Here is a 22,748-nt window from a genome sequence, read left to right on the forward strand (position 1 = left end):
GCTTATACGTTATTGGATTCAGCAATGGCGCCCGGCGCGGCGGCGTTCTTTTTCTTCAGCAGATAGCTTGCCGCCAGCACCAACAGCCAAACCGGAATCAACCATACCGAAATCCGGATGCCTGGCGTCATAAACATAATGACCAAAATCCCGGCTAAAAACAGCAGACAAATCAGATTGGTGAACGGGTAACCCCAACTTTGGAAACGCGTTTGCTGCCCGGCCAGCCGCTTGGCGCGCCGAAACTTCAGGTGAGTAATGCAGATCATTGCCCAGTTGATCACCAATGCGGACACCACCAACGCCATCAGCAATTCAAACGCCTTGCCCGGCATCAGGTAATTGAGCAGCACGCACAGTGCGGTCACCAGCGCCGACACGCTCAGCGCCGCCAGCGGAATGCCGCGCCGGTTGGTCTTCAGCAGTGCGCGCGGTGCGTTGCCCTGTTTCGCCAGCCCAAACAGCATGCGGCTGTTGCAATACACGCAGCTGTTGTACACCGACAGGGCGGCGGACAGCACCACCATGTTCAGCAGCGTCGCCACCAGATTGCTGTCCAGCGCATGGAAGATCAGGACGAACGGGCTGCCGCCTTCCACCACCTTCTGCCACGGATACAGTGACAGCAGCACCGCCAGTGCGCCGACATAAAACAGCAGAATACGGTAAATCACCTGATTGGTGGCTCGCGGGATACTTTTCTCCGGGTTATCCGCTTCGGCGGCGGTAATGCCGACCAGCTCCAGACCGCCGAACGAGAACATGATCACCGCCATTGCCATCACCAGGCCGCTGATGCCGTTAGGGAAGAAACCGCCGTATTGCCACAGGTTGGCCACGCTGGCGTCCGGCCCGCCGTGCCCGCTGGCCAACAGCCAGGCGCCAAATGCGATCATGCTGATGATCGCCGCCACTTTGATGATGGAAAACCAGAATTCCATCTCGCCGTACACTTTGACGCTGGTCAGGTTGATGGCGTTGATCGCCACAAAGAATACCGCTGCGGAGACCCAGGTCGGAATTTCCGGCCACCAATACTGCACGTAAATGCCCACTGCGGTCAGTTCCGCCATGCTCACCAGCACGTACAGCACCCAATAGTTCCAGCCGGACATAAAGCCGGCAAAACCGCTCCAGTATTTATTGGCAAAGTGGCTGAAGGAGCCGGCCACCGGCTCTTCCACCACCATTTCACCCAGTTGGCGCATGATAAAGAAGGCGATAACCCCGGCGATGGCGTAACCGAGCAGCACCGAAGGGCCGGCCATTTTTATGGTCTGGGCAATGCCGAGAAACAGGCCGGTGCCGATGGCGCCGCCGAGGGCGATCAGTTGGATGTGACGGTTTTTTAACCCTCTTTTCAACTGGTTTTCTGACTGATGATTGTCCATCTGTGTTCCCCAAAAAGGTAAATGCGTGTCGCTGGGGATTTAGCAACTATCGGGCCAGCGAGTAAGGGCGATGGGGGCGCATCACTAATAACCTGCTGAAAACGTTATTTAATTATTTTTCACCTTGGCTCACAAACCGTGCATTAAACTGTATTTATTGCGGGATTCAAGGCGTTTTAACCTTATTTTTCGCACGCAATGCCCGTATTGGGTGCCTGTGATGACCGGAAATGGGCCAGGGTGGTGCAACGAAACTGTGAGGCGTCGCCGGGGAATCAAAACGGGGGGATTACAGGGGCAAAAAAACTGATAGTCTGTAACGTCAACATTTCTTAACGGGTTTACAGGTGGCTATGTACAACATTGACGATTTTGATATGAAAATCCTGACGCTGTTACAGGCCAATGGCCGTCTGACCAATCAGGAACTGAGCGAGTTGGTGGGGTTGTCTGCTTCCCAGTGCTCACGGCGGCGCATCAGCCTGGAACAGGCTCAGTTGATTCGTGGCTACCATGCGCGGCTGGCGCCGGAGGCCGTTGGGTTGGGGATGGTGGGGTTAATCGAAGTGAGCCTGACCAACCATGCCCAGGAGCATGTGGACAGCTTTCATCGCATGCTGGAAGAGGTTGACGCTATTCTCGACGCCTATAAAACCACCGGCGACGCTGACTATCTGTTAAAGGTGGCCGTGGCCGATCTGGCAGCGCTGAGCGACTTTATCAGCAAGACTCTGTCGATGCACAAGAGCGTAGCGCACGTGAAAACCGCGGTGGTACTGAATCGGCTGAAAGAAAACGGGCTGCTGCCGGTAGCGCGCTGATCGGACATTGTCGCCTCCATTTTAATGAACCATTTAGGGGCGACCTGCACCATTAATGGGCATTTAATGCTACGAGTGGCCGACAAGCTTGCTTTTTATGCATGATGTTCGCGGTTATTTTGTTTTTTATGCGTATTTTGTGCATTTTTTATTTTAAATAAAAACAGCGGCTTATTGTGGATAAACGCCGAACATTTTGCGAAATCGCATGATGACGGCTGTTTTGCTTATCTTATGGTGTGGCTTTTGCATTATTCAGCGTACAAACCCGGTTCACCGGGCGGTGATGGCAACCTACTTTGAGTAATAACACCATGGATAACTGCATCAGCCCTGAAGACAATATTTCCCATACTCTGCTGGAAGACGTGCTGGCGATCCTGATCGGCACGCTGATGGTGTCGTTCGGCGTGATCCTGCTGCGGCAGGCCGGTGCGCTGACCGGCGGCACCGCCGGATTGGCTTTCTTAATCAATTACCTGACACCGCTGTCGTTCGGCGTAGCGTTCTTTTTGCTTAACCTGCCGTTCTATTATCTGGCGATCCGCCGTATGGGGTGGGCGTTCACCGTCAAAACCTTCTGCTCGGTGGCGCTGGTGTCGATATTTTCCGATTTGCACCCCTATTTCATCCATTTCGACCGCCTGCAGCCTTTTTATGCAACGGTGTTCGGTAGCATGATCATGGGGTTAGGGTTTATTGTGTTATTTCGCCATAAGGCCAGCCTGGGCGGCGTCAATATTCTCGCGCTGTATCTGCAGGATAAATACGGTTTGCGCGCCGGCAAATTGCAAATGGCGGTCGATATTTCTATCGTGTTAGCCTCACTGTTTGTGGTGAATATTTCCCTGCTAATTGCGTCTATATTAGGTGCAATGGTGCTGAATCTGATTATCGCGATGAACCATCGCCCTGGTCGTTACAGCGTTTGAATTTGTACCCTCTGAATAACCCAATCTAGGAGAACGACCCCGTGTTCCAGAACGTTGATGCCTATGCAGGCGATCCTATCCTGTCGCTGATGGAAAAATTCAAAAAAGACACACGTGCGCACAAGGTTAACCTGAGTATCGGCCTTTACTACGACGAGCGGGGTATTATCCCGCAGATGAAGGCGGTTGCCGCAGCGGAAGCGCAGTTGAACAGCGTGGATCAGGGCGCGTCGGTGTACCTGCCGATGGAAGGCCTGCTGCCTTACCGTACCGCCATTCAGCATCTGCTGTTCGGTGCCGAGCACCCGATGCTGCAGCAGGGGCGCATCGCCACCATTCAGACCGTAGGCGGTTCCGGCGCGCTGAAAGTGGGTGCCGACTTCCTGAAAAGCTACTTCCCGGATTCGCAGGTATGGGTCAGCGATCCTACCTGGGAAAACCATATCGCCATCTTCGGCGGGGCCGGTTTCAAAGTGAACACCTATCCGTACTTTGATGGCGAAAGCCTGGGCGTGAAGTTCGACGCCATGTTGAGCGCGTTGAAACAGCTGCCGAAACACAGCATCGCGCTGCTGCATCCGTGCTGCCACAACCCGACCGGCTCTGACCTGACCAATGCCCAGTGGGACGAGGTGGTCAAGGTGATCGCCGAGCGTGAGCTGATCCCGTTCCTCGATATCGCCTATCAGGGTTTTGGCGGCGGTATCACCGAAGATGCCTACGCTATCCGCACTATCGCCGCCGCCGGCCTGCCGTGCCTGGTGAGTAACTCGTTCTCGAAAATCTTCTCGCTGTATGGCGAACGCGTCGGCGGCCTGTCGGTAGTGTGCGAAAGCGAAGAAGCCGCCGGGCGCGTGCTGGGGCAATTGAAGGCCACCGTACGCCGCAACTACTCCAGCCCGCCGAACTTCGGTGCGCAGGTGGTGGCGAAGGTGCTGAACGATACGCAGTTGAAGGCCCAGTGGTTGGCGGAAGTGGAAAGCATGCGCACCCGTATCCTTGAGATGCGCAAAACGCTGGTAGAGGCGCTGAAAATCGCGTTGCCGCAGCGTAACTTCGATTACCTGCTGCAGCAGCGCGGCATGTTCAGCTACACCGGTTTCAGCGCGGCGCAGGTTGATCGCCTGCGTGAAGAGTTCGGCGTCTACCTGATCCACAGCGGGCGCGTTTGCATGGCCGGCCTGAACCACAACAACGTGCATCAGGTGGCCGAGGCGTTTGCCGCGGTGCAGTAATGTTGTTAGGGTGAACTGACGTTCGCAAAGGAGCGATAGCGATATCGCTCCTTTTTTGTTGTCGGTTTGCCGCCAAAGTTGCCGCAAACCGGATAGAGAATATACTGATTGAGGGGCGCTCACTCATGTGGCATCAGCAAACGCTTATCCTCAGCGCAAAAGCGCGTGGTTTTCATCTGGTTACCGAAGAGATTACTGACCAGTTAACCCACTTACACCGCCTGCAAACCGGCCTGCTGCATCTGTTGTTGCAGCATACCTCGGCCTCGCTGACGCTCAACGAGAACTGCGATCCCACGGTGCGAGCCGACATGGAACAGCATTTCCTGCGTCAGGTACCCGAGAACGCACCCTATCAGCACGACTACGAAGGGCTGGACGACATGCCGGCACACATCAAATCCTCGCTGCTGGGCGCATCTTTGATGCTGCCCGTCGGCCATGGGCGGCTGATGTTGGGCACATGGCAGGGAATTTGGCTGGGGGAGCACCGCATCCACGGCGGTTCACGCCGTATTGTGGCCACTTTACAGGGGGAGTAACCCAATGAATAACACAGCACTGCTGGAATACTGCATGGCGAAGCCGGGCGCGGAGCAAAGCGACCAGAACCAGTGGCAGGCCAGCCAGATCAAGGTCGGCGACGTGATGTTCGCCATGGTGTGCGAGGTACAGGGCCGGCCGGCCCTGGCGGTGAAATCAAGCCCGGAGTTGGCGGAAAGTCTGCGCGAGCATCACCCGGAGATCGTCGCCTGCGCTGGCCTGAACAAGGCGCACTGGAATACGGTGTTTCTCGACGGCAACCTGCCGAACTCGCAATTTTACACCTTGATCGACAGTTCATATCAGCTGGTGCTGGAAGGGTTACCCGACCACGTGCGGCAGGAACTGCGCGCTTAACCGGCAGGGCAGGCGTGGCCGCCTGCCTTTTCCGTTCCGTTGTCTCCTTTTTTCTCTTTAAATTGTGATCGCGATTCGAGAATGGGAACGTTCCCGTTCCATTGCTCACCAGGAAGGACTAGGCTTTTTAATCGATGAGCCGCGAGACCAAAGGATGCCGTGAGATGGCCATGAGTGAAGAAAAACGCAAGATGATTGCCGGCGAACTGTACGATGCCGGTGACGAGCTGCTGCGCAGCGAACGCAAGCGCGCGCGCCAACTGGTGCACCATTACAACCATTCATCCCCGGACGAGGGCGATCTGCGCAAACAGTGGCTGACGGCGCTGTTGGGCCAGTATCAGGGGGGAACCATCGAACCGACGTTCCGCTGCGATTACGGTTATAACATCTATCTGGGGAAGAATTTTTACGCCAATTTTGACTGCGTAATCCTGGATGTGTGCGAAGTGCATATCGGCGATAACTGCCTGTTGGCGCCGGGTGTGCATATTTATACCGCTACCCATCCGCTGGATGCGCAAACCCGCGTCGGCGGTGCGGAGTTCGGCAAACCGGTAAACATTGGCAACAATGTTTGGATCGGCGGCAGGGCGGTCATTAACCCCGGCGTTACTCTGGGCGATAACGTGGTGGTGGCGTCCGGTGCGGTTGTCACCAAAGACGTACCGGCCAACTGTGTGGTCGGCGGCAATCCGGCGCGGGTGATTAAACAGCTATAACAAAAAACGGGCGCCACAGTGGGCGCCCGTAGCATTATGCTCGCAGAGAGTTGATATCCACCACGAAACGGTATTTCACGTCGCTTTTCAGCATGCGCTCATAGGCTTCGTTGATTTGCTGCATCGGGATCAGTTCGATATCCGAAGTGATGCCGTGCTGGCCGCAGAAATCCAGCATCTCCTGGGTTTCTGCAATACCGCCGATCAGCGAGCCGGCGAGGCGGCGGCGTTTCATGATCAGGTTAAACACCTGCGGCGACGGGTGGTCATGTTCCGGCGCGCCGACCAGCGTCAAGGTGCCATCACGCCGCAGCAGGTTGAGGAACGGGTTCAGATCGTGCTGAGCCGCCACCGTGTTGAGAATAAAATCGAAGCTGTTGACGTGCTGCGCCATTTCTTCCGGGTTGCGCGAGATCACTACCTCATGAGCGCCGAGGCGTTTGGCGTCTTCAACTTTGGAGGCCGACGTGGTGAACAGCACCACATGAGCGCCCATTGCCCGCGCCAGCTTGACCCCCATATGCCCCAGGCCGCCGAGGCCGACGATACCGACCTTCTTGCCCGGTCCTGCACCCCATTGGCGCAGCGGCGAATAGGTGGTGATACCGGCGCAAAGCAGCGGCGCGACACCGGCCGGATCGAGGTTTGCCGGCACCCGCAGCACAAAGTCCTGATCCACCACCATAGCGGTTGAGTAGCCGCCGTAGGTGATGGCGCCTGTTTGCCGATCCTGGCCGTTATAGGTGCCGGTAAAGCCGCTTTCACAGTATTGCTCCAGCCCTTCGTCACAGCTAGGACAGCTGCGACAGGAATCGACCATGCAGCCGACACCGACCAGATCGCCAACCTGATGGCGGGATACGTGGTTGCCGACGGCGGTCACGCGGCCAACAATTTCATGGCCGGGCACCACCGGGAAAATCGAGTTGTTCCATTCGTTGCGGGCCTGGTGCAGATCCGAATGGCAAACGCCACAGAACAGAACTTCGATTTGCACGTCGTGGTCGCGCAGGGCGCGCGGTGTGTAATCGAAAGGTACGAGCGCTGACTTCGCGTCATGCGCGGCATAGGCATGCGTAATGTTCATGGTAACTCCAGTCATCAGTGAATGGGGGGAGAATGCTTTCCGGCGGCAGAGTGCCGGTGAGACGCGGCCCAGGTCATACGGGCGGCGCAGAGGGAACATTGATGATAAAAGGGGCGAGCAGGGAGGGAAATGCCTGAAAATGTCTAAATCTTGCCTGTTTCTCTTTAATTTGGGCAGAACGGATAAAATGGCGGGCCGCAAACGGCCCGCCGGCAAGAAAGGTTATTTCTTCATTTTCAGTAACGGCTTGAGGAAGCGCGCGGTATGCGAAGCTTCGCAGTTGGCCACGGTTTCCGGCGTGCCGGAGACCAGGATTTCACCGCCGCCGCTGCCGCCTTCCGGCCCCAGGTCGACAATCCAGTCCGCCGTTTTAATCACGTCCAGGTTGTGCTCAATCACCACGATGGTATTGCCCTGATCGCGCAACTGATGCAGCACCGCCAGCAGTTGCTGGATATCGGCGAAGTGCAGACCGGTGGTCGGCTCATCAAGGATATACAGCGTCTGGCCGGTACCGCGTTTAGACAGCTCGCGCGCCAGCTTGACGCGTTGCGCCTCACCTCCGGACAGCGTGGTCGCCGACTGGCCGAGGCGAATGTAGGACAGGCCGACGTCCATCAGCGTTTGCAGCTTGCGTGCCAGCGCCGGCACCACGTCGAAGAAATCGCGCGCTTCTTCGATGGTCATCTCCAGCACTTCGTGGATGCTCTTGCCTTTGTACTTCACTTCCAGCGTCTCACGGTTATAGCGCTTGCCTTTGCACTGGTCGCAGGGCACGTAGATATCCGGCAGGAAGTGCATTTCTACCTTGATCACGCCATCGCCCTGACAGGCCTCGCAGCGCCCGCCCTTGACGTTGAAGCTGAAGCGGCCCGGGTTATAGCCGCGGCTGCGCGATTCCGGTACGCCGGCGAACAGCTCGCGCACCGGGGTGAAGATGCCGGTGTAGGTGGCCGGGTTGGAGCGCGGGGTGCGGCCGATCGGGCTTTGATCGATGTCGATCACTTTGTCGAAATGTTCGAGGCCGGTCACTTCGCGGAACGGCGCCGGTTCGGCAATGGTGGCGCCGTTGAGCTGGCGTTGGGCTATCGGGAACAGCGTGTCGTTGATCAGCGTGGATTTGCCTGAGCCGGAGACCCCGGTGATGCAGGTAAACAGCCCCACCGGCAGCGTCAGCGTCACGTCTTTCAGGTTGTTGCCGCGCGCGCCGCTCAGCTTCAGCACCTTGGTCGGATCGGCAGGTACGCGCTGCTCAGGGATGGCAATCTCGCGTTTGCCGCTGAGGAACTGGCCGGTCAGCGATTCGGGCTGCGCCATGATGTCTTCGACGGTGCCTTCCGCCACCACCTGGCCGCCATGCACGCCGGCGCCGGGGCCGATATCGATCACGTGATCGGCGGCGCGGATGGCGTCTTCGTCATGCTCCACCACGATCACCGTGTTGCCCAGGTTACGCAGGTGGATCAGGGTTTCCAGCAGGCGTTCGTTGTCACGCTGGTGCAGGCCGATCGACGGCTCATCAAGAACGTACATTACGCCCACCAGGCCGGCGCCGATCTGGCTGGCCAGACGAATACGCTGCGCCTCGCCGCCGGACAGGGTTTCCGCCGAGCGCGACAGCGACAGGTAGTTAAGCCCTACGTTCACCAGGAATTTCAGGCGGTCGCCAATCTCTTTCAGGACTTTTTCGGCGATCTGGGCGCGCTGGCCGCTGAGCTTCATGTTCTGGAAGAAGGTCATGGCGTGGCCGATGCTCAGATCGGAGATTTCCGGCAGCGTGGTGTCTTCGACAAACACGTTGCGTGCTTCTTCGCGCAGGCGGGTGCCGTGACAGGAGGCGCAAGGGCGGTTGCTGATAAACTTCGCCAGCTCTTCGCGCACCGCGCTGGATTCCGTCTCTTTATAGCGGCGTTCCATGTTGTGCAGCACGCCTTCGAACGGGTGGCGGCGCACGGTGGTGTCACCGCGATCGTTAATGTATTTGAACTCGATCGACTCTTTGCCGGAACCGCTGAGCACCGCTTTCTGCACGTTGGCGTCCAGAGAGTTGAACGGCGCTTCGACGTCGAAGGCATAATGTTCCGACAGCGAACGCAGCATCTGGAAATAATAAAAGTTGCGGCGATCCCAACCGCGGATTGCACCGCCGGCCAGAGAAAGCTCGGGGTTCTGCACCACGCGTTCCGGATCGAAGAACTGCTGCACACCCAGGCCGTCACAGGTCGGGCAGGCACCGGCCGGGTTATTGAACGAGAACAGGCGCGGTTCCAGCTCGCGCATGCTGTAGCCGCAGATCGGGCAGGCGAAGTTGGCGGAGAACAGCAGCTCGTCCGCTTTTTCGTCGTCCATGTCGGCCACTACCGCCGTGCCGCCGGACAGCTCCAGCGCGGTTTCGAACGATTCCGCCAGGCGCTGCGCCAGATCTTCACGCACCTTGAAGCGATCGACCACCACTTCAATGGTGTGCTTTTTCTGCAGCTCGAGCTTCGGCGGATCCGAGAGGTCACAGACTTCGCCGTCGATGCGTGCGCGGATATAGCCCTGGGTCGCCAGGTTTTCCAGCGTTTTGGTGTGCTCGCCCTTGCGGTCTTTCACCACCGGCGCCAGCAGCATCAGGCGTTTGCCTTCCGGCTGGCTGAGTACGTTGTCCACCATCTGGCTGACGGTTTGCGCCGCCAGTTCCACATGGTGATCCGGGCAGCGCGGTTCGCCGACGCGGGCGAACAGCAGGCGCAGGTAATCGTGGATCTCGGTGATGGTGCCGACCGTGGATCGCGGGTTATGCGAGGTGGATTTCTGCTCGATGGAAATCGCCGGCGACAGACCTTCAATATGGTCGACGTCCGGTTTTTCCATCAGCGAAAGAAACTGGCGTGCATAGGCGGAGAGCGACTCGACGTAGCGGCGCTGCCCTTCGGCATACAGCGTATCAAAAGCCAGCGAGGACTTGCCTGAACCGGACAAACCGGTGACGACGATCAGCTTGTCACGCGGGATAATCAGGTTGATGTTTTTGAGATTATGGGTTCGAGCACCACGAACTTCGATATTGTCCATTTACACTTCCCGTCTTGATGATACACCGCGCCTGTCTGGGTTTAGTGCGGGTGATTTTGTGATCAACCGCGCAAAAAACCGGCACAGCCAGTACGAAACGCATAATTATGACACAAAAAAACCTGAATGAATATCCAGTATACGAATGCAACAAGGTCGTTCGAAAGGACAATTCTGGAATACAATACGCAGTTATCAACACGGGTGTCGTTTCAGGCTGAGCGTGTTAAACTTACTCGTTTATACTGTGTAAAAATCAATCATCAGGAGAGTTCTCATGGCCAGCAGAGGCGTAAACAAAGTAATTCTGGTCGGGAATCTGGGCCAAGACCCGGAAGTCCGTTACATGCCGAATGGCGGCGCAGTGGCCAACATTACCCTGGCGACCTCCGAAAGCTGGCGTGACAAAGCGACTGGCGAGCAGAAAGAAAAAACCGAATGGCACCGCGTTGTGTTGTTCGGCAAGCTGGCTGAAGTTGCGGGCGAGTATCTGCGTAAAGGTTCCCAGGTGTATATCGAAGGTGCCCTGCAGACCCGTAAATGGACCGATCAGGCTGGCGTAGAAAAATACACCACCGAAGTTGTGGTGAACGTTGGCGGCACCATGCAGATGCTGGGCGGCCGTCAAGGCGGCGGCGCACCTGCAGGCGGTGGTCAGGCAGCAGGCGGCCAGGGCGGTTGGGGCCAGCCTCAGCAACCGCAGGGCGGCAACCAGTTCAGCGGCGGCCAGCAGGCGCGCCCAGCGCAGAACAACGCGCCGGCAGCCAGCAGCAACGAACCGCCAATGGACTTCGACGACGATATTCCTTTCTGATATCGGGCTGTCTGAAGCCAATAAAAAAGCCCCTTTTCGGGGCTTTTTGCATTTCAGAACCGTTAAGCCGAGAAGCCGCCGTCGATGCTCAGACTGGCGCCGGTGATGTAGCCCGCTTGCGGGCCGGCCAGGTAGGCGACAAAGCTGGCGATCTCTTCGTCTTTACCGTAGCGGCCGATGGCCATCAGCTGTTTCAACTGCTCGGCGAAATCGCCGTCGTCCGGGTTCATCTCGGTATCCACCGGGCCGGGCTGCACGTTGTTGACGGTGATGCCGCGCGGGCCGAGATCGCGCGCCATGCCCTTGGTCAGGCCGACCAGCGCGGATTTGCTCATCGCGTAAACTGCGGCGCCGCCAAAGGGCACGCGCTCGGCGTTGGTGCTGCCGATGTGAATGATGCGGCCACCGTCGTTCATATGGCGCGCAGCTTCCTGGCTGGCAACAAAGACGCTGCGTACGTTCACCGCGAGCATACGGTCCAGATCTTCCAGCGCCAGTTCTTCGGTGCTGCCCAACGTAAACACCCCGGCGTTGTTCACCAGAATGTCCAGATTGCCGAAGCTGTTTACCGCCTGGCGTACCGCCTGCTGTACTGCGGCGGCGTCGGCGCTGTCGGCTTTGATGGCGATAGCCTTGCCGCCGGCGGCGGTGATTTCGCTCACCACGGCATCGGCCCGGTCGGCGGAAGCTACGTAGGTGAATGCCACCGCGGCACCATCGCGCGCCAGCCGTTTGACGATGGCGGCGCCGATACCGCGTGAGCCGCCCTGAACGAATGCGACTTTGCCTTGCAGAGAGAGGGTTGCTGACATGATGTTTCTCCAGAGTGGGTAAGGTTAAAAAATCTACCGGACCAGTATCGGAGAAACGTAACGCGGCCACTAGCCACAAAGCGCTATAATCAGCTTAAACCATTGGTTTGAAATCAACGGAGGAAAGCCATGCTCGGCCATCTGGAATGTTTTGTCAGCAGCGCGGAAAACGGCAGTTTTTCCGCAGCCGGCCGCAAGCTGGGCATCAGCTCTGCGGCGGTGGGGAAAAATGTCACCAAGCTGGAGACGCTGGTGGGCGTACGGTTATTCCAGCGCAACACGCGCAAGCTGATCCTGACCGAAGAGGGGGAACGTTTTCTTCAGGAAGTGAGCGGCGGTTTGCAGTCGATCCAGTGTGCGCTGAAAAGGGTGAACAGCAGTGGCTCTGTCGCGGCAGGTACGCTAAAGGTCAGCATGGGCACCGCCTTCGGTCTGCATTTCGTGATGCCTCTGTTGCCGGCGTTTTTATCTCGTTACCCGTCGATAGTGCCGGACTGGCATTTTGACAATCGCAAAGTGGATATGATTGGCGAACACTTCGACGCCGCAATTGGCGGCGGTATTGAATTGGCGCAGGGAATGATTGCGCGTGAATTGGCGCCGGCCCACGGGGTATTGGTGGCTTCGGCGGATTATCTGCGGCGTCATCCGCTTTTGAGCCAACCGGAACAGCTGGCGAACCACGCGGGGATTTTTATCCGCTCGCCGCAAACCGGGCGGATTCGCAACCTGCCGCTGCGCAATGCGGATAACGAACAGCGGGCGCCCTTGATGACCGTTAACATGACGGTGAATGAGCCGGAGGCGGCGGCGCGAGCGGCGGAAATGGGGCTGGGCATTGCGTTGATCGCCATGCCAAGCGCCTTGCCTTATCTGGAAAGCGGTCGCTTATTGCGGGTGTTGCCAGCCTGGTATGTCGATCGCGGTAGCGTCTATCTTTACTTTCCCACGACCAAATTTCTGCCCAGCAAAACCCGGGTGTTTGTCGATTACATCACCGAGCAATTTCGCCTGCAGAAGCTGGCGACGCGTTTTGATGCGCGCTAGAAACGAGAAAAGCCCCTCGCGGGGCTTTTTTTCTTCCGTCAGTGGGCTGTCTGACGATCAGTTGAAGATTTCAGCGGTGCCGTGCAGTTTGTTCTGGCCACCGGCAGAGATGATGCGGTAAGAGCTGGCGCCTGATGCTGCGGCCTTGTTAGCCAGTTCGGTTTCCAGTGCGCTCAGGTTAGAAGCGCCGGCAACGGAGACGACACCGATTTTCTGAGCGTCGGCGGCAGGTTGGCTGGAAGGCTGGTCAGCGGCAACGGTGGCGAAAGAGGCGGTAGTCAGCAGTAGAGCCGTAGCAAAAATTTTGATGTTTTTCATGATTCAATCCTCAGAGTATTTGTCAGGTGAGAGGTTGTTTCCTCTCGATGTGTTGAATAATAGGCCGACATGCCCACAGAGAAAATCGGAGAGTTTTGAGTATTTTATTCAAATAAATTGACTTAATTTTGAGCGCTGGCGTGCTGGAACAATCGCCACTACCCTTTAAAGGTGATTCTTAAAGGGGAGCGCAATGGCATCAGATCCGCTTTTACCGCTTCACTGACGATCGACTGACGTTGCGCACCGTGCCGCTGCAAATCGGTAACGGCGTGCAGACTGGCGAACTGGGTTGGCAACGGATTGGAGAAACTTCATGGTTATCGTGCACCATCTGAATAATTCACGCTCGCAGCGTATCTTGTGGTTTCTGGAAGAATTGGGTGTGCCTTATCAGGTACAGCGTTACCAACGCGATCCGCAAACCCTGCTGGCGCCGCCGGAGCTGAAAAAGATCCACCCGTTGGGCAAATCCCCGGTGATTGTCGATGGCGATCTGACCCTGGCGGAGTCCGGCGCCATTATCGAATATTTGCAAGAAGCCTACGATGCCCAGGGGCTGTTTATCCCGACCGACCATCATGCTCGCCAACAATACCGTTACTGGCTGCATTATGCGGAAGGATCGCTGATGCCGCTGCAGGTCATGAAGCTGGTGTTCAGCCGCCTGGGTCAATCGCCGGTCCCCTGGTTGTTGCGGCCGCTAGCGGGGGCGATTGGCAAAGGGGTTCAGCGGGAATATCTGGACAAACAGATCGCCACGCATCGCGATTATCTTGAGCAGCACCTGAGCAAAAGCACCTGGTTTGTCGGCAACGAATTCAGCGCGGCGGATATCCAGATGAGCTTTCCGCTGGAAGCGATGGCGGCGCGCGGTTCGCTGGACAATTGCCCGAAGCTGCGCGGCTATCTGCAGCGTATCCATACCCGGCCGGCTTACCAGCGGGCGTTGGAGCAGGGCGGCCCTTACGAACTGCTGAGCTGAGGGCATGAACTATACTTGACGGGTTAACCTCTGTTTGGAGATAGCCTATGCCTACGCAAATTTTTGTTAACCTGCCGGTGGACAATTTGCCCGCATCCATCGAGTTTTTCACCCAGTTGGGTTTCAGCTTTAATCAGCAGTTTACCGATGATACCGCCGCTTGCATGGTGGTCAGCGAGAGCATTTATGTAATGTTGCTGACTCACGATAAATTCAAAATGTTCACCCCGAACCCGATTGGCGATGCCAGGAGGGCGACCGAAGTGCTGCTTTGTCTGTCGCAGCCCAGCCGGGCGGCGGTGGACAGCCTGGTGCGCAAGGCGATTGCCGCCGGCGGCAATACCTATAATCAGCCGCAGGATTACGGTTCTATGTACGGCCACGGTTTCCAGGATTTGGACGGCCATATCTGGGAACTGATGTACATGGATGAAAAAGCCGCACAGGCTCAGTAGCCGGTTTTTGCCCCCTGAGCCGGGGGCGCCCCATCGGATTTACCTATGTGACAAATCTTGCCTTTTCGATAATGATTGATCCCGGCGCTTTTCTGCATGAATTGCCGCGATCTTGGTTGATCAGAGGGTATGGAAGGCCGGATAATCGTTTGCCTTGAATAAACCACCATAAATCACCCGTATCACGCGATGAGAGTTAAACGTTTGCCTTTTAACGCCACGCCGATGGGCGGTGCGGCCGAAGGGCAGGGAAGCTGACGTGATGGAAACGATTCCGTAATGAACATGCGTGGGCGGAATAACAAGCAACAAGCCTTGTGAAACGGGCTGGCAATGAAATACAGGGGACAGCAACATGTCGAATTCTCAAGCGAACAACGCCGTTAAACCAAAAGGCGGGCTTGATGGCTATTTTAATATTTCCGCACGCGGCAGCTCCGTGCGTCAGGAAGTGGTGGCGGGATTAACCACTTTCCTGGCGATGGTTTACTCGGTGATCGTGGTGCCGAGCATGTTGGGCAAAGCGGGCTTCCCGCCAACGGCGGTATTTGTTGCCACCTGCCTGGTCGCCGGCCTCGGCTCATTGCTGATGGGGCTATGGGCTAACCTGCCGATGGCCATCGGTTGTGCGATTTCCCTGACCGCCTTTACCGCTTTCAGCCTGGTGCTGGGCCAGCACATCAGCATTCCGGTGGCGCTGGGCGCGGTCTTCCTGATGGGCGTGCTGTTCACCATCATCTCGATAACCGGCATCCGTTCCTGGATCTTGCGCAATTTGCCGATGGGCGTGGCGCACGGTACCGGTATCGGCATCGGTCTTTTCCTGCTGCTGATCGCCGCCAACGGCGTGGGTCTGGTAGTGAAGAATCCGCTGGATGGCCTGCCGGTGGCGCTGGGCGCGTTCACCTCTTTCCCGGTGGTGATGACGTTGCTCGGTCTGGCGGTGATTTTCGGGTTGGAAAAACTGCGTGTACCCGGCGGTATTCTGCTGGTGATCATCGCCATTTCGGTGATTGGCCTGCTGTTTGACCCCGCGGTGAAATATCAGGGGCTGTTCGCCATGCCAAGCCTGGCGGACGCCAATGGCAATTCGTTGATCTTCAGCCTGGATATCATGGGTGCGTTGCAACCGGTGGTGTTGCCGAGCGTGCTGGCACTGGTGATGACCGCAGTGTTTGACGCTACCGGCACCATTCGCGCGGTGGCCGGGCAGGCCAACCTGCTGGATAAGGACGGGCAGATCATCAACGGCGGCAAGGCGCTGACCTCGGATTCCCTGAGCAGCATTTTCTCCGGCCTGGTGGGCGCGGCCCCGGCGGCGGTCTATATCGAATCCGCAGCGGGCACCGCGGCGGGCGGTAAAACCGGCCTGACCGCAACCGTAGTCGGCCTGTTGTTCCTGCTGATCCTGTTCTTGTCGCCGCTGTCTTATCTGGTGCCGATTTACGCTACTGCGCCGGCGCTGATGTACGTCGGCCTGCTGATGTTGAGCAACGTCACCAAGCTGGACTTCAACGACTTTGTCGACGCCATGTCCGGCCTGCTGTGCGCGGTGTTTATCGTGCTGACCTGCAATATCGTCACCGGTATCATGCTGGGCTTCAGCTCGCTGGTGATTGGCCGCATTTGCTCCGGTGAATGGCGCAAGCTGAATATCGGCACCGTGCTGATCGCGGTGGCGCTGGTGGTGTTCTATGCCGGCGGTTGGGCGATTTAATCCGCTGTGTTTCCCCCACCCGTTGGGTGGGGGAAAATCTGACCTTCTTCCCCTTCAGAAAAGTCTTCTTCTTTCTGTGCTGCGTTTTGAAAAGCACAACAAGCTTTAATCGCTGTAAAAAAAGTGATCTACTATCGGGGTATACATCAGAGATGTAATCTGAACCCGAGAGTCTAAGGAAAGCATGGAAATATTTTTTACAATCCTCATTTTGATCCTGGTGGTTTCTCTGTCCGGGGTGGTGACACGTATGTTGCCGTTCCAGATACCGCTGCCGTTAATGCAAATTGCCATCGGGGCTCTGCTGGCCTGGCCGCATTTCGGGCTGCATGTCGACTTTGACCCCGAACTGTTCCTGGTGCTGTTTATCCCGCCGCTGCTGTTTGCCGACGGTTGGAAAACCCCAACGCGCGAATTTCTGCATCACGGCCGTGAAATCCTGGGGCTGGCGCTGGTGCTGGTGTTGCTTACCGTGGTCGGTGTCGGTTACCTGATTTACGCCATGGTGCCGGGTATCCCGCTGGTGGCGGCGTTTGCGCTGGCGGCAGTGCTGTCGCCAACGGACGCCGTGGCGCTGGGCGGCATCGTCGGTAAAGGGCGTATTCCGAAACCGATCATGGGCGTGCTGGAAGGCGAGGCGCTGATGAACGACGCGTCCGGCCTGGTTTCGCTCAAGTTCGCCATCGCGGTGGCGATGGGCACCATGGTGTTTACCGTGGGCGGCGCCACTCTGGAGTTCTTGAAGGTCGCTATCGGCGGCCTGCTGGCCGGCGTGGCTGTTACCTGGTGCTACAGCAAATCGCTGCGGATGATGAGCCGCTGGAGCGGCGATGATCCGGCCACGCAGATCGTGTTCCTGCTGCTGTTGCCGTTCGCTTCTTATCTGATTGCCGAACATATCGGCGTCTCCGGCATTCTGGCCGCGGTTGCCGCGGGGATGACCATCAGCCAGTCCGGCGTGATCCGCAATGCGCCACTGGCGATGCGCCTGCGCGCCAACAGCGTCTGGGCGATGCTGGAGTTCGTGTTTAACGGCATGGTGTTCATCATGTTGGGCCTGCAACTGCCGGGGATCCTGGAAACCTCAATCCTGCAGGCGGAGCTGGATCCGACCATTCAGACCTGGTACCTGTTCGCCGATGTGGCGATTATCTACGCAGCGTTGTTGTTGCTGCGCTTTACCTGGCTGTGGCTGATGAAAAACGCCAGCCGGCGTTTTATGAAAAAACGGCCACTGCAGTTTGGCGATTACAGTACGCGTGAGCTGTGGATAGCGTCGTTCGCTGGGGTGCGTGGGGCGATCACGTTGGCCGGTGTGCTGTCGATTCCGCTGCTGTTAAGTGACGGCACCGCCTTCCCGGCGCGCTATCAGTTGGTGTTTATCGCCGCCGGTGTGATCCTGCTTTCACTGATCGTCGGCGTGCTGGCATTGCCGTTGCTGCTGCGCGGCGTAGTGGTGGCGGACAAGAGCGCCAGCAAGAGCGAGGAGCGGATGGCGATTGCCATGGCGGCGGAAGTGGCGATCGAAAGCATCAACAAGATGGAAGAACGCCTGGCCGTCGACGTCGAGGAAAACATCGACCCGCAGGTGCTGAAAGAGATCAGTTCACGGGTCGTGGGCACGTTGCGGCGGCGCATCACCACCAAAGACGATATCGAAAATGCGCTGATGCTGGAGAACCTCGAGCGACGCTTCCGCCTGACCGCACTGCGCGCCGAGCGTGGGGAGCTGTATCACCTGCGCGCCACGCAGAAAATCAGCAACGAGACGCTGCAAAAGCTGTTGCACGATCTCGACCTGCTGGAAGCGCTGCTGATAGAGCGCGAAGGGTAATGCCAACAGGGCCGCAGATGCGGCCCTTGTTCTTGCGGCTATTTGACCGGTGGCCAGTAGTCGCGGCAGCAGGCGATCCAGGCCTGGGCGCCGTGCGACAGGTAGCTGCCCTGGCGCCAGATGAGCCCTACACGCCATTCCATCCGCGGCTCAAGCGGTAGCCAGATCAGGTTTTCTTTATCCAGCCACTGGCAAACCGGCTCCGGCAGGGTAGCGATACCGACCCCGGCCTGCACCATCGATGCCAGAAAATCCCACTGCCCGCTGCGTACGGCAATCTGCGGTTCAAAACCGGCCAGGCGGAACGCCTTCATCAGCATTTTGTACAGCGAGAAATCCTCGTTATAAATCAGGATCGGCCAGTTGGCCAATTCGGCGATATCGATGCTGGTGCGGTTAAGCCAGTGCGGCGTACGCGGCGCAACCACGCACATCGGATGGCTCAGCAGCGGCAAGAAAGTCAGCGGTTGATCCAGGTCGACGGGCAGTACCGTCATCGCCAGGTCCAGTTCGCCGGACATCACCGCCTGCTCGACCGACAACCCGCCCAGCTCGGAAATTTTCAGTTCAATGCCAGGATAGGTCTGGCGAAACCGGCGGATCAAATCGGCGATCTGCCGGCCGACCATTGGCGGGATACCCAGCCGCAACACGCCTTTTTTCACCGAACTGATGTCTTCCAGTTCAGCCTCCAGTTGGCGGAACTCATCCAGGATCGCCAGCCCACGCTGGTACACTGCCTGGCCGCTGTCGGTCAGGTGCAGCTTGCGTCCTTCGCGGATCAGCAGCGTACACTCCAACTCTTCTTCCAGATGCCGCAACATCTTGCTGATGGTCGGCTGGGTGACGAACAGTTTCTCCGCCGCGCGGGTGAAGCTTTGCTGGCGCACGACTTCCACGAAGTAACGCAGGGTGCGGACATCCACGTTGGGCTCTCCTCAGGGCAATACCGGCGGGAAACTATTCCCTGATGGCATGATATTGATGATTTTAATTCATTTCAGGCAAGGTTTCCTGGCCGCGTATACTGCAAACCTTGAATTTTTTTGAGGTTATCTTCCATGTCATTGGCGTTACGCCGTGCAGCCCCCTCTTTGTTGACCCGCCTGCAGGTGCCGGTTCAGGTTGTTTTGTATGCGGTGCTGTTTCTGATTGCCGACCGGTTGGTAAAGCAATTTCATCTGCCGTTGCCCGCCAACATTGTCGGCATGCTGATGCTGCTGGCGCTGATCTTGCTGAGGGTTTTACCGTTGAGCTGGGTCAGGGCCGGTTCACGCTGGCTGCTGGCAGAGATGCTGCTGTTTTTTGTCCCGGCGGTGGTGGCGGTGGTCAACTATGCCCAGTTGCTGATGGTGGAAGGCTGGAAGATTTTTCTGGTGATTGCGATCAGTACCATGTTGACGCTCGGCGTAACCGGGCTGGTGGTCGATCGGGTATACCGTCTAGAGGTTTGGCTGCAGCGGCGGAAACAGCGCGATGAATGATTTTATCCTTAGTCTGGCCTGCTTTCTGGCGACGCTGGCGTTGTACTTCGCCAATAAGAAGCTCTACCGCCGCCATCGCACTCTGCTGCTGATGCCGTTGGTGCTGACCCCCATGATCCTGGTGCTGTTGCTGGTGGTGACGCATATCTCGTATCAGGATTACATCGGTGAAACGCACTGGTTGCTGTGGCTGTTGGGGCCGGCGACTATCGCGTTTGCGGTGCCGGTTTATGAGAACCTGCATATTATCCGCCGCCACTGGCTGTCGCTCACCGCCGGGGTGTTGACGGCGGTGCTGGTGGCGGTCTACAGCTCGGTGTGGCTGGCGCGGCTGCTAACGCTGCCTGAAGAGGTACAGCGCAGCCTGGCGGTGCGGTCCATCACCACGCCGTTTGCGCTGGAGGCCGCCAAACAGATGGGCGGTCAGCCGGATTTAGTGGCGTTGTTCGTGGTGATTACCGGAGTATTCGGCATGGCGGTGGGGGACATTCTGTTCCTGCGGCTGGCGGTGCGCAGCAGCCTGGCCAAGGGTGCCGGGTTGGGGGCGTCGTCGCACGGTGCCGGCACGGCGAAAGCCTATGAAATGGGACAGGAAGAAGGCGTGGTTTCCAGCCTGGTGATGATGCTGTCGGGGGTTATCACGGTGATCGCCGCCCCGCTGATTGGCCAACTGATGTGGTAAAGATATTGAACAATACTACAAGCCCTCGTACGAGGGCTTTTTTTCAGCTGTTAGCCGCGGTTTTAATCAGTTCGACCAGCAGCGGCGACAGCTCATCGCGCAACGCGGCACGTTCGGACTGGAACAGCGTAGCGGCGTAAAAACGGTGCCCCGGCAGCTCTATCGAACGGACGTCACCTTCGTGGTCATGGCTACTGATAATCAGCGGGTGTTGCTGCAGATCGGCAACGAACTCCGGGTTAACGCCGAAATTGCAGTGGTAGCCTTCACGCGTTTCCAGCTTGCCGTAAGCGCGGGCGACCAGCGTGTCTGGCTGGAAAATAATGTCCCCGCTTTTTTCCACCAGCGAACAGCTCAACGGAGCGATAACCAGCCTGCCGCCGGTATCGGTTTCCGCATGTCCGGCATCGTGCCACCCCATGACGTTGCGAGCGTATTCCACAATCGCATACTGGAAGCCACCGCAGGAGCCGAGGAAGGGGATATTCTGTTCGCGAGCATGGCGAATGGTCATAAAAACGCCATCGTCATGGTTGTACGGGCTGCCGGGTACCACCCAGATAGCATCATAATCCTGCAATACCGAGGTGTCGGTGAGGGTTTCTGTGGGCAGCCAGTGGGATTGAATATCGACGTTAAGGTGTGCGGCGGTGAGCTGGAGAGCGACGGGGATGGCCTGGTGAGATACTGCCTGGGGTTTGTAGTCACCGACCAGAGCAATGCGGACGTGGGTTTTCATCGTTTCCTTTTCCTGTGCGGGTAAAAAAAGAGGTTACAGCAAAGCCGAAGGGCCGACAGCAGGTTTTTTAAACGCAACGCACAAAAAAGCCCGGCGTTTTGGCCGGGCTGGGAAACAGAATCTGGGCTCAGTACAGCGAGGGAGCGCCGATCGGGCGGGTTTTGAAACGGCGATGCAGCCACATGTACTGCTCCGGCGCCCGCATGATCTCTTTCTCGACCACTTTGTTCATATAGGCCGCCGCCGCGAGCTCATCGCCTATCGGGTAATCTTCCAGGGCAGGCTGGATCAACAGGTCATAGCCGCGGCCTTTCTCGCGGCGTATTAATACCACCGGAACCAGTGCCGGCTTGGCCATACGCGCCAGCATAAAGGTGCCGCTGGTGGTGGCGGCCTGATCGACGGCGAATAACGGCGCGAATACGCTGCCTCGTGGGCCGTAGTCTTGATCCGGAGCGAACCATACGGCTTCACCGCGCTTCAGTGCATGCACCATGCCGCGCAGGTCTTTGCGATCGAGCATGGCCTTGTTGGAGCGCATGCGACCTTTGGTCTGCGCCCATTCCATCGCTTTATTGTTGTGCGGGCGGTACATCGCCATCATGGGTTGGCACAGCCCCATAGCACGGCCGCCCAGCTCCAACGACATAAAGTGCACGCCAATCACCAGCACGCCGCGTTCATTCTGCTGCGCCATTTTCAGGTGATTGATGCCGGAGACGTTGAACCAGCGTTTGACGCGTTTATCTGACCAGAACCAGGCCATACCGGTTTCCAGCAGGCCCATGCCGAGGGATTCGAAATTGCCGATCACTTTGCGCTCGCGTTGCGCCTCGTCCATATCCGGGAAGCACAGCTCCAGGTTACGGCGGGTAATGGCGACGCGGCGTTTCAGGAAACGCATCGAGGTGCGGCCCATCCATACGCCGAGCTTGTGCAGCAGCGGGTAAGGCAGTTGAACCAGCAGGAACAAAATGGCCAGGCCGAACCAGGTAAACCAGTAGCGCGGGTGCAGCAGGGCCGAACGGAATTCTTGTGGACGCTTCATATCAACTCATTTATGCAGTAGGGGGCAGCAACCTGTAACGCATAAAGGATCCACTCGATTGCGATACGACTACTAAGACACCCAGACATCATTATGGTTTAGCCAGATTCCATAATTGACTAAATCTTTACACTCGAAGGGGCGATTCGCGCTGCTATCAGGCTTCGGAAGGATGGCTGTAGGCCAGCGAAGGCGGCTCTAGGAATGTTTATTGTATCACACAATACGGGTTACGAAGGAAGAGGAGTAGACGAATATTCTCATTCGCATTACGCCGGCGCTGATGCGGTGTAAAGACAAAGAAAAAGGCGCTTATCAAATGAGATAAAGCGCCTTTTTTCAACAACCTGACTGACTAGTATCAGTTCATGCCGTATTTTTTCAATTTCTTACGCAGCGTACCGCGGTTGATGCCCATCATCAGAGCAGCACGGGTTTGGTTGCCACGGGTGTATTGCATCACCATGTCCAACAGTGGCTGTTCAACTTCAGCCAAAACCAGCTCATACAAGTCATTAACGTCCTGACCATTCAGTTGAGCAAAATAGTTCTTCAGTGCTTGTTTAACCGAGTCACGCAGAGGCTTTTGAGTCACTTGATCCTGTGAGTTCACGGTAGAAACGGTCAGTACGTCAGAATTTACGCGTTGTTCGAACATAGTTCTGTCA

23 protein-coding genes are annotated in these 22,748 nt (G+C 57.3%); 14 read left to right on the plus strand and 9 right to left on the minus strand.

Annotation, left to right across the window (positions count from 1 at the left end; genetic code table 11):
• Positions 1-2: 2 nt before the first annotated feature.
• Positions 3-1,391, minus strand: a complete 1,389-nt coding sequence (locus ACUTQW_RS23155) for an amino acid permease (protein WP_006328340.1) — start codon at positions 1,389-1,391, stop codon at positions 3-5.
• A 353-nt stretch (positions 1,392-1,744) separates the two neighbouring features.
• On the opposite strand from ACUTQW_RS23155, the gene ACUTQW_RS23160 reads away from it, so the two are divergent.
• The 6 genes from ACUTQW_RS23160 (at position 1,745) to maa (ending at position 6,001) form a co-directional block, all read left to right on the plus strand.
• The gene (locus ACUTQW_RS23160; protein ID WP_004948752.1) at positions 1,745-2,212 is read left to right on the plus strand and encodes an Lrp/AsnC family transcriptional regulator; all 468 of its coding nucleotides are present in this window, start codon (positions 1,745-1,747) and stop codon (positions 2,210-2,212) included.
• A 314-nt stretch (positions 2,213-2,526) separates the two neighbouring features.
• Complete coding sequence (locus tag ACUTQW_RS23165; RefSeq protein WP_006317804.1) at positions 2,527-3,144, plus strand: YitT family protein; 618 nt, start codon at positions 2,527-2,529, stop codon at positions 3,142-3,144.
• A gap of 41 nt (positions 3,145-3,185) precedes the next feature.
• Complete coding sequence (locus tag ACUTQW_RS23170; protein ID WP_006328339.1) at positions 3,186-4,379, plus strand: amino acid aminotransferase; 1,194 nt, start codon at positions 3,186-3,188, stop codon at positions 4,377-4,379.
• 125 nt (positions 4,380-4,504) lie between these two features.
• On the plus strand, positions 4,505-4,921 hold the full coding sequence (locus tag ACUTQW_RS23175) for a secondary thiamine-phosphate synthase enzyme YjbQ (RefSeq protein WP_004948741.1): 417 nt from the start codon (positions 4,505-4,507) through the stop codon (positions 4,919-4,921).
• 4 nt (positions 4,922-4,925) lie between these two features.
• On the plus strand, positions 4,926-5,279 hold the full coding sequence (locus ACUTQW_RS23180) for an MmcQ/YjbR family DNA-binding protein (protein WP_004948738.1): 354 nt from the start codon (positions 4,926-4,928) through the stop codon (positions 5,277-5,279).
• 164 nt (positions 5,280-5,443) lie between these two features.
• Entirely contained in the window at positions 5,444-6,001 is a 558-nt protein-coding gene (gene maa / locus ACUTQW_RS23185; protein WP_020439896.1) for a maltose O-acetyltransferase, read from the plus strand.
• A 34-nt stretch (positions 6,002-6,035) separates the two neighbouring features.
• On the opposite strand, the gene ACUTQW_RS23190 is transcribed toward maa, so the two are convergent.
• Both ACUTQW_RS23190 and uvrA read right to left on the minus strand, forming a co-directional pair.
• The gene (locus tag ACUTQW_RS23190) at positions 6,036-7,088 is read right to left on the minus strand and encodes an NAD(P)-dependent alcohol dehydrogenase (RefSeq protein ID WP_004948729.1); all 1,053 of its coding nucleotides are present in this window, start codon (positions 7,086-7,088) and stop codon (positions 6,036-6,038) included.
• Between the two features lie 222 nt (positions 7,089-7,310).
• Complete coding sequence (gene uvrA, locus ACUTQW_RS23195; RefSeq protein WP_006328337.1) at positions 7,311-10,145, minus strand: excinuclease ABC subunit UvrA; 2,835 nt, start codon at positions 10,143-10,145, stop codon at positions 7,311-7,313.
• Between the two features lie 277 nt (positions 10,146-10,422).
• Here uvrA and ssb1 point away from each other — a divergent pair, with 277 nt between their 5' ends.
• Entirely contained in the window at positions 10,423-10,959 is a 537-nt protein-coding gene (ssb1, locus tag ACUTQW_RS23200; RefSeq protein ID WP_006317814.1) for a single-stranded DNA-binding protein SSB1, read from the plus strand.
• A gap of 62 nt (positions 10,960-11,021) precedes the next feature.
• Here the strand turns inward: ssb1 and ACUTQW_RS23205 are convergent, their stop codons facing one another.
• Positions 11,022-11,771 (minus strand): 3-oxoacyl-ACP reductase family protein, encoded by a 750-nt coding sequence (locus ACUTQW_RS23205; protein ID WP_037433713.1) that lies wholly within the window; start codon positions 11,769-11,771, stop codon positions 11,022-11,024.
• 129 nt (positions 11,772-11,900) lie between these two features.
• Here ACUTQW_RS23205 and ACUTQW_RS23210 point away from each other — a divergent pair, with 129 nt between their 5' ends.
• Positions 11,901-12,818 carry a LysR family transcriptional regulator gene (locus tag ACUTQW_RS23210; RefSeq protein WP_004948719.1) on the plus strand — a complete coding sequence of 306 codons (918 nt, stop codon included), beginning with the start codon at positions 11,901-11,903 and terminating at the stop codon, positions 12,816-12,818.
• A 57-nt stretch (positions 12,819-12,875) separates the two neighbouring features.
• Here the strand turns inward: ACUTQW_RS23210 and bhsA are convergent, their stop codons facing one another.
• A complete protein-coding gene (gene bhsA / locus ACUTQW_RS23215) occupies positions 12,876-13,136 on the minus strand; it encodes a multiple stress resistance protein BhsA (protein WP_064799208.1) in 261 nt (86 codons plus the stop codon).
• A 316-nt stretch (positions 13,137-13,452) separates the two neighbouring features.
• On the opposite strand from bhsA, the gene ACUTQW_RS23220 reads away from it, so the two are divergent.
• The 4 genes from ACUTQW_RS23220 to ACUTQW_RS23235 all read left to right on the plus strand — a co-directional run bounded on the left by ACUTQW_RS23220 (position 13,453) and on the right by ACUTQW_RS23235 (position 18,127).
• On the plus strand, positions 13,453-14,121 hold the full coding sequence (locus ACUTQW_RS23220; protein ID WP_004948715.1) for a glutathione S-transferase family protein: 669 nt from the start codon (positions 13,453-13,455) through the stop codon (positions 14,119-14,121).
• 47 nt (positions 14,122-14,168) lie between these two features.
• A complete protein-coding gene (locus ACUTQW_RS23225; protein WP_004948713.1) occupies positions 14,169-14,576 on the plus strand; it encodes a VOC family protein in 408 nt (135 codons plus the stop codon).
• Positions 14,577-14,931: 355 nt separating this feature from the next.
• Complete coding sequence (locus ACUTQW_RS23230) at positions 14,932-16,293, plus strand: NCS2 family permease (RefSeq protein ID WP_004948711.1); 1,362 nt, start codon at positions 14,932-14,934, stop codon at positions 16,291-16,293.
• Positions 16,294-16,477: 184 nt separating this feature from the next.
• Positions 16,478-18,127, plus strand: a complete 1,650-nt coding sequence (locus tag ACUTQW_RS23235) for a Na+/H+ antiporter (protein WP_006328333.1) — start codon at positions 16,478-16,480, stop codon at positions 18,125-18,127.
• 38 nt (positions 18,128-18,165) lie between these two features.
• Here the strand turns inward: ACUTQW_RS23235 and ACUTQW_RS23240 are convergent, their stop codons facing one another.
• Positions 18,166-19,053 carry a LysR family transcriptional regulator gene (locus tag ACUTQW_RS23240; protein WP_006328328.1) on the minus strand — a complete coding sequence of 296 codons (888 nt, stop codon included), beginning with the start codon at positions 19,051-19,053 and terminating at the stop codon, positions 18,166-18,168.
• 135 nt (positions 19,054-19,188) lie between these two features.
• Here ACUTQW_RS23240 and ACUTQW_RS23245 point away from each other — a divergent pair, with 135 nt between their 5' ends.
• Together ACUTQW_RS23245 and ACUTQW_RS23250 are read left to right on the plus strand one after the other, a co-directional pair.
• Entirely contained in the window at positions 19,189-19,611 is a 423-nt protein-coding gene (locus ACUTQW_RS23245) for a CidA/LrgA family protein (protein ID WP_004948705.1), read from the plus strand.
• Positions 19,604-20,293, plus strand: a complete 690-nt coding sequence (locus ACUTQW_RS23250; protein WP_064799207.1) for an LrgB family protein — start codon at positions 19,604-19,606, stop codon at positions 20,291-20,293. Before ACUTQW_RS23245 ends, ACUTQW_RS23250 begins: the two co-directional genes overlap by 8 nt.
• A gap of 43 nt (positions 20,294-20,336) precedes the next feature.
• Here the strand turns inward: ACUTQW_RS23250 and ACUTQW_RS23255 are convergent, their stop codons facing one another.
• The 3 genes from ACUTQW_RS23255 to fis form a co-directional block, all read right to left on the minus strand.
• Positions 20,337-21,032, minus strand: a complete 696-nt coding sequence (locus tag ACUTQW_RS23255) for a CTP synthase C-terminal region-related (seleno)protein (RefSeq protein ID WP_064799206.1) — start codon at positions 21,030-21,032, stop codon at positions 20,337-20,339.
• Between the two features lie 127 nt (positions 21,033-21,159).
• Entirely contained in the window at positions 21,160-22,080 is a 921-nt protein-coding gene (gene lpxP, locus ACUTQW_RS23260) for a kdo(2)-lipid IV(A) palmitoleoyltransferase (protein WP_004948702.1), read from the minus strand.
• Positions 22,081-22,441: 361 nt separating this feature from the next.
• Positions 22,442-22,738: a DNA-binding transcriptional regulator Fis gene (gene fis, locus ACUTQW_RS23265; protein ID WP_000462905.1), complete on the minus strand. Its 297-nt coding sequence runs from the start codon at positions 22,736-22,738 to the stop codon at positions 22,442-22,444.
• Positions 22,739-22,748: the final 10 nt, after the last annotated feature.

The sequence above is a fragment of the Serratia sp. TSA_7 genome, from assembly GCF_052692135.1.

What these genes read in the sequence shown, in the direction of transcription:
- ACUTQW_RS23155 (WP_006328340.1), bottom strand. Translation starts at nt 1,391, where the DNA reads ATGGACAATCATCAGTCAGAAAACCAGTTGAAAAGAGGGTTAAAAAAC.
- ACUTQW_RS23220 (WP_004948715.1), top strand. Translation starts at nt 13,453, where the DNA reads ATGGTTATCGTGCACCATCTGAATAATTCACGCTCGCAGCGTATCTTG.
- ACUTQW_RS23255 (WP_064799206.1), bottom strand. Translation starts at nt 21,032, where the DNA reads ATGAAAACCCACGTCCGCATTGCTCTGGTCGGTGACTACAAACCCCAG.
- maa (WP_020439896.1), top strand. Translation starts at nt 5,444, where the DNA reads ATGGCCATGAGTGAAGAAAAACGCAAGATGATTGCCGGCGAACTGTAC.
- ACUTQW_RS23230 (WP_004948711.1), top strand. Translation starts at nt 14,932, where the DNA reads ATGTCGAATTCTCAAGCGAACAACGCCGTTAAACCAAAAGGCGGGCTT.
- ACUTQW_RS23225 (WP_004948713.1), top strand. Translation starts at nt 14,169, where the DNA reads ATGCCTACGCAAATTTTTGTTAACCTGCCGGTGGACAATTTGCCCGCA.
- ACUTQW_RS23235 (WP_006328333.1), top strand. Translation starts at nt 16,478, where the DNA reads ATGGAAATATTTTTTACAATCCTCATTTTGATCCTGGTGGTTTCTCTG.
- ACUTQW_RS23250 (WP_064799207.1), top strand. Translation starts at nt 19,604, where the DNA reads ATGAATGATTTTATCCTTAGTCTGGCCTGCTTTCTGGCGACGCTGGCG.
- ACUTQW_RS23210 (WP_004948719.1), top strand. Translation starts at nt 11,901, where the DNA reads ATGCTCGGCCATCTGGAATGTTTTGTCAGCAGCGCGGAAAACGGCAGT.
- ACUTQW_RS23205 (WP_037433713.1), bottom strand. Translation starts at nt 11,771, where the DNA reads ATGTCAGCAACCCTCTCTCTGCAAGGCAAAGTCGCATTCGTTCAGGGC.
- ACUTQW_RS23165 (WP_006317804.1), top strand. Translation starts at nt 2,527, where the DNA reads ATGGATAACTGCATCAGCCCTGAAGACAATATTTCCCATACTCTGCTG.
- ACUTQW_RS23190 (WP_004948729.1), bottom strand. Translation starts at nt 7,088, where the DNA reads ATGAACATTACGCATGCCTATGCCGCGCATGACGCGAAGTCAGCGCTC.
- uvrA (WP_006328337.1), bottom strand. Translation starts at nt 10,145, where the DNA reads ATGGACAATATCGAAGTTCGTGGTGCTCGAACCCATAATCTCAAAAAC.
- ACUTQW_RS23245 (WP_004948705.1), top strand. Translation starts at nt 19,189, where the DNA reads ATGTCATTGGCGTTACGCCGTGCAGCCCCCTCTTTGTTGACCCGCCTG.
- ssb1 (WP_006317814.1), top strand. Translation starts at nt 10,423, where the DNA reads ATGGCCAGCAGAGGCGTAAACAAAGTAATTCTGGTCGGGAATCTGGGC.
- bhsA (WP_064799208.1), bottom strand. Translation starts at nt 13,136, where the DNA reads ATGAAAAACATCAAAATTTTTGCTACGGCTCTACTGCTGACTACCGCC.
- ACUTQW_RS23160 (WP_004948752.1), top strand. Translation starts at nt 1,745, where the DNA reads ATGTACAACATTGACGATTTTGATATGAAAATCCTGACGCTGTTACAG.
- ACUTQW_RS23175 (WP_004948741.1), top strand. Translation starts at nt 4,505, where the DNA reads ATGTGGCATCAGCAAACGCTTATCCTCAGCGCAAAAGCGCGTGGTTTT.
- ACUTQW_RS23180 (WP_004948738.1), top strand. Translation starts at nt 4,926, where the DNA reads ATGAATAACACAGCACTGCTGGAATACTGCATGGCGAAGCCGGGCGCG.
- lpxP (WP_004948702.1), bottom strand. Translation starts at nt 22,080, where the DNA reads ATGAAGCGTCCACAAGAATTCCGTTCGGCCCTGCTGCACCCGCGCTAC.
- fis (WP_000462905.1), bottom strand. Translation starts at nt 22,738, where the DNA reads ATGTTCGAACAACGCGTAAATTCTGACGTACTGACCGTTTCTACCGTG.